The 4,837-nt window shown below is 52.2% G+C and carries 5 protein-coding genes; 1 reads left to right on the top strand and 4 read right to left on the bottom strand.

Features of this window, described 5'->3' with window-relative positions:
- Positions 1–122 precede the first annotated feature (122 nt).
- From RUMCAL_RS09975 to RUMCAL_RS09965, 4 genes are read right to left on the bottom strand one after another with little or no spacing between them, the layout of a single operon-like run.
- Complete coding sequence (locus RUMCAL_RS09975; RefSeq protein ID WP_021682709.1) at positions 123–2,324, bottom strand: hypothetical protein; 2,202 nt, start codon at positions 2,322–2,324, stop codon at positions 123–125.
- Positions 2,321–2,476 (bottom strand): hypothetical protein, encoded by a 156-nt coding sequence (locus RUMCAL_RS15580; RefSeq protein WP_021682708.1) that lies wholly within the window; start codon positions 2,474–2,476, stop codon positions 2,321–2,323. The genes RUMCAL_RS09975 and RUMCAL_RS15580 overlap by 4 nt, the downstream gene beginning before the upstream one ends.
- Entirely contained in the window at positions 2,463–3,392 is a 930-nt protein-coding gene (locus tag RUMCAL_RS09970; RefSeq protein WP_021682707.1) for an ABC transporter ATP-binding protein, read from the bottom strand. The genes RUMCAL_RS15580 and RUMCAL_RS09970 overlap by 14 nt, the downstream gene beginning before the upstream one ends.
- Entirely contained in the window at positions 3,389–3,787 is a 399-nt protein-coding gene (locus tag RUMCAL_RS09965; protein WP_021682706.1) for a GntR family transcriptional regulator, read from the bottom strand. Before RUMCAL_RS09965 ends, RUMCAL_RS09970 begins: the two co-directional genes overlap by 4 nt.
- Positions 3,788–4,135: 348 nt before the next feature.
- Between RUMCAL_RS09965 and RUMCAL_RS09960 the strand changes: the two genes are divergently transcribed.
- Complete coding sequence (locus RUMCAL_RS09960; RefSeq protein ID WP_021682704.1) at positions 4,136–4,675, top strand: stage V sporulation T C-terminal domain-containing protein; 540 nt, start codon at positions 4,136–4,138, stop codon at positions 4,673–4,675.
- The last annotated feature ends 162 nt before the right edge of the window (positions 4,676–4,837 follow it).

Here is a 4,837-nt window from a genome sequence, read left to right as displayed (position 1 = left end):
GGAAAATCTGCAAGCAGATTGCGTACAAAGCCGTAAGGCGGGCTTTATTCCGTGTTTCCGTAAGGAAGAAGTGGGAATCTGCCCTCATGGAACAGGCAGAATCCACATGAAGATGTCAGGATTTAACCAACTGCTTCGACAGCATCATAATCGCCAAGTTCCGCATCGGAAATATCGTATTCGTTGTAATTTTCAACGCTGAACAGTTCCTCAGTCTGGGGATCATCGAAGAACGAATCCTTAATAGGAATTTGCAGATCAATCGCATTGCCCTGATCTGTCAGACCGTCCTCCGACCACAGGTAAAGTTCCACATAGGACTCCCCTGCCTGCATCGGTCTATCCAGAATCGCATACTGCATGAGCAGCTGTAAAGATTCGCTCTGGTTCAACGGCTGGCAGTCAGAAGCATAGGCATAGTGACCGCTGTAAGCCGAATCGGAAGAACCGCCGTAAACATTCATGTTGACGGAAACATTCTTATCACTCTTGGTCAGTTCCGACAGCATTGCCAGATCGTCCTTTTGTGCCGCATAGAGCATTTCGTAGAATTTCTTTGTCGTTTCCGGTGTCAGATTCTGATAGATCATGCAATCCAGCGTGTATGATCTTCCGTTTTTACGGAATGTGTAATCGATGTCGCTCACCCATGTATCGTCAGTACTGCCGTTCTGCATTGTCTGATACAGGGTTTCAAAGTCTGCTGACTGCAATTCCTCCCGATAGGTCTGCAACAGCTCCTCTGCCTGCTCTGTACTCAGATAGCAGGAACCCACCTGGTCGCGGAATGCTGCAGTGCCCTTGAGTTCCTGCGGCGGATTTCGCCATGCGTCCACATAGTCCGCATTGGTCTGCAATGCATCCAGCAGCTTTTCCGTTTCGGAAACAGGCACATAGATCAGCCGGCAAAGTGTCTGGTCTTTCGTGCGGATAATCACGTGATAAGCACAATAGGAATAGTCACTTTCGGTGTAATACTTGCTCTGATAAGCATTGCTCCCGCCTTCTTCCCACGTTTTCAGGTTTTCATCCAGATAGTAGGACACCAGTGTCACGGCAGTGGGGTCGGTGATCGCAATGTCACGGCTCATCAGGTTGATATAATCCCGATAGTTCAGATAGCTGCTGCCGGAAATATAGTCCGTGCCGTCTGTGCTGCAAAATGACACGCTTTCGATCTCCTGCATTGCCGGACGCTGTGCCACGATGTGTTTTTCCACCGCATGCATGCCCAGCAGGATCCCCACATTCAGCAGTGCCACAATGCCCAGCCCCGGCAGTGCCGTCAGCAGGTTTTTCCACTTCTTCGTGGTAATCAGTTCGTAGGCAAAGTACACCAGTGCTGCCACCAGATAGAGCACCAGGAACGCAAACCATTCGTCCCGCATCATACCGGTAGTCATTTCGCTGAACATCACACAAACGATAAAGATACAGATCACCATGGTCACCACAATGCGGTAGATGTGCTGGAGCAGACGGCTGGGAGCAGACTGTCCGGCAGCCTCACTGCGACGGCGGTGGAACAAGAACGCCGCGATCGCAAAATACAACAGCCCCAGCAGGAACGTGTACAGATATGCCTGCCAGCTGGGAGAAAAGACAGTTTCTATGCTCGTTCCGTCGTTTTCGGACATGGAAAATACCACGTTGACACCAGAGAACAACAGGTTATTGGCATTCCGGAAAAATCCCGTTCCCGCAGAATCCGACAGAAACGGCAGGGCATTCACCATAGACGACTGCAACGCCAGTACACAGAGCCGCGGCAAAAAAAGCAGGATTCCGGCAAACAGCAGGTTCGTGAAAACAGTACCGGTAATGCTCATGGAAACCAGCACACCGGCAACCAGCAGAAAACTCATGCAGAACAGGCTCGCCGCAAAGGGCAGCAGGCTGTCCATCAGCAGAGTGATGTACTTGTGTGTAAATCCACAGGTGATGACAGAAGTCAGCGTGCCCAGCACCAGCAGCAGGACTACCCACAGCAGCACGGCTCCGGCATAACTCAAGTACAGGGTGATCCGTTTATGGGGCAACGCGTGGTACAAGTCTGATGCCGCCCGATTATCCAGAAAGTGGAACAGCATCAGTGTCATCAGCGGTGCCGCCAGCAGCACCACAAGCAGCGTCACATTGATGGCCCACGCTTCATAGACGACTTTGGTATAATGAGGGCTGCTGCTCAAGCTGATCGCCTGGGCAACCGGCTCCAGAACGGCACCCAGCACCACGATCACAGCACTGAAGATCCCGATCATCTTGCACTGCTGAAAGCCTTCCCACAGCAGCCGCAGGGAAAAGTGCATCTTCTTTTGTTTCATCTGATAAATCCTCCCCTTGCGTGAAAATACGCCACGGCACAAACCGCAGCCAGTCCCAATACCACCAGCAGCAGAGCCAGCGAACCCAACAGCTGCTGGCGAGCTTCCTGCCGATCCTGTCTTCCGGCATACCGATGTTCAAGATTTTGCATGTTCGCTCTCCTCCTCTAACAGGTCATCGATCTGGAACGTATAGCCCAGCGTTTCCATTTCATATGTAAAGACTTCTTCCAGTGTCAGCGGAAGTACGTCCAGCAGAATCGGTTCCATTGCCCGCAGCTTCTGCACGATCTCGTCGCGGTCGCCGCTGACAATCAGATTGGCAACGCTGCCGCTCTTCTCATAATGGGAAACCTGAATCCCCTGGAACTTGCTCTTGTCGTACTCGCCGCGGAACGCGATCTGAATCTTGAACTGAGAAGTTTTCAGGTTCTCGATGTCGCTTTCCAGCACCAGACCGCCCTTATGGAGCAGTGCCAGCTGGTCACAGATGTCCTCCAGTTCCCGCAGGGAGTGGGAGGTGATGATCGCCGAGGCTCCCCGTTCCAGCACGTCCTCGCAGATCAGCTTTTTCACAAAGTTCCGCATTACCGGATCCAATCCGTCAAAGGTTTCGTCGAAGAACAGATAATCCGGACGGCAGGACAGTGCCAGAATGGTTGCCGCCTGCCGCCGCATGCCCTTGGAGAACTGTCCCAGCGACTTGTTCCGCGGCAGCTGCAAATGGCTGCGGAGTTTTTCGAAACGATCTCTGTCAAAATCCGGATACAGATTCCGGTACATGCGTTCCATGCGGTTCAGATTTGCCCCTGCCAGAAAATAGAGTTCGTCCGGCACATAGGCAATGCGGCGTTTCACAGCAGGATTATCCCAGACCGGTTCGCCGTCGATGCGGATTTCACCGCCGTCCGGCTGATACACACCGGTGAGTGTCCGCAAGAACGTGGATTTTCCGGCACCATTAGAGCCGACCATACCATAAATACAGCCGGAGCCGATGGTACAGGTGACATTTTCCAGTGCGGTGAAATCCTGAAACCGTTTTGTGAGATTCTTGATCTCGATCATGCCTGACTGCCCCCTTTCTGCAATTCTTTCGCCTCAGTAAACGCCTGCTCCACACAGGCAGTGATCTCCTCTTTCGTCACACCAGCCATCGCCAGTGCCGTCAGCATCTCCGTCAGGTCTTTCATCTTCTCTCTCCCTTTCTCCAGCAGCTTCTGCTGGGCATCTGCACAGACATAGTAGCCTTTTCCGGGAACAGACTGGATCAGCCCTCGGGCATCCAGTTCAGTATAGGCTTTCAGAATCGTTCGCGGATTGATCGAATTGGTCATCGAAACGCTCCGCACCGATGGGATCTGTGCCTCAGGCTGTAACACGTCCGTCAGAATAAACTGTTCCATCTGATGAATGATCTGTTCATAAACTGGTTCCCGCGACATCGCGTCGATCTGGAACATGGCAAAACCTCCGTTCTCCTGTTATTTTTCGGGAAACACTGCACGCAATCTGCTTGCAGCATCTCCTTCATATTCCCAAGCTTGTGTTGCATGCGTTTTAGGTGTTGTATCTCTCATGCAACACGTTAAGTATACCATATCCGTTCTCTCTTGTCAAGAGGTTTTGCAAAAAAATTTTGACGACGCATCTGTCGCACAATTTTTGTGCGGTATTGCCTTGACAGGCACGATATTTGCCATTGATGTATAAATCTTCCGATTTTGCAGACAATAGCTTTGCGGCAACACCGCAGCAGCATGCGAGATTGTCGGGGCAGTGCTGTCCCGAGCAAGGAGGATTTTTGAGATATGAAAGCAACTGGAATTGTCCGGCGAATCGACGATCTGGGGCGTGTTGTGATCCCGAAGGAGATTCGCCGCACCATGCGGATTCGGGAGGGCGACCCGCTGGAGATCTACACCAGCAGTGACGGCGAAGTCATCTTCAAGAAGTACTCTCCCATCGGAGAAATGGGAGAGAGTGCGGCACAGGTGGCAGAGATCATGCACCGACTGGCAGGGTGTCCCGTGGCAGTGTTCGACCGCGACCATGTCGTTTCGGTATCCGGAGCCGCCAAAAAGGAGTGGAACGCCCGACGGGTTTCACCGGAACTGGAAGAACTTATGGAGCAGCGGCGGCAATACTTTTCCGATGCCGGCGAGCCGGAATTTCTACCCGCAGAGGGCATGGAAAAGGCGGCTGTGGCATGCATGCCCATTCTCTCCGCCGGTGATGTGACCGGAGCCGTGGCATTTCTGGAAAACGACGAGCACGCCGCACTGAACGAAACCCAGAAGAGTTTGATTCAGGCGGCTTCGCAGTTTCTGGGGAAACAACTGGAAGACTAAAGGAAACAGGTCATCGGCATATTCCGGTGACCTGTTTTTTCAGACGGCTTGCCGCACGAGAGAATTCCTGCTGGTGAAAATTTGTGAGAATCGGATCCACCCTTGACATTTCCCACAGGCAATGCTATAATCAAGGCAATACCGCACAAAGATTGTGCGACA

Source organism: Ruminococcus callidus ATCC 27760, from assembly GCF_000468015.1.
Lineage (GTDB): Bacteria > Bacillota > Clostridia > Oscillospirales > Ruminococcaceae > Ruminococcus_C > Ruminococcus_C callidus.
Note: the sequence above shows the minus strand (reverse complement) of the source record. Positions and strands in the feature narration are given on the sequence as shown.

What these genes read in the sequence shown, in the direction of transcription:
- RUMCAL_RS09970 (WP_021682707.1), bottom strand. Translation starts at nt 3,392, where the DNA reads ATGATCGAGATCAAGAATCTCACAAAACGGTTTCAGGATTTCACCGCA.
- RUMCAL_RS09975 (WP_021682709.1), bottom strand. Translation starts at nt 2,324, where the DNA reads ATGAAACAAAAGAAGATGCACTTTTCCCTGCGGCTGCTGTGGGAAGGC.
- RUMCAL_RS09960 (WP_021682704.1), top strand. Translation starts at nt 4,136, where the DNA reads ATGAAAGCAACTGGAATTGTCCGGCGAATCGACGATCTGGGGCGTGTT.
- RUMCAL_RS15580 (WP_021682708.1), bottom strand. Translation starts at nt 2,476, where the DNA reads ATGCAAAATCTTGAACATCGGTATGCCGGAAGACAGGATCGGCAGGAA.
- RUMCAL_RS09965 (WP_021682706.1), bottom strand. Translation starts at nt 3,787, where the DNA reads ATGTTCCAGATCGACGCGATGTCGCGGGAACCAGTTTATGAACAGATC.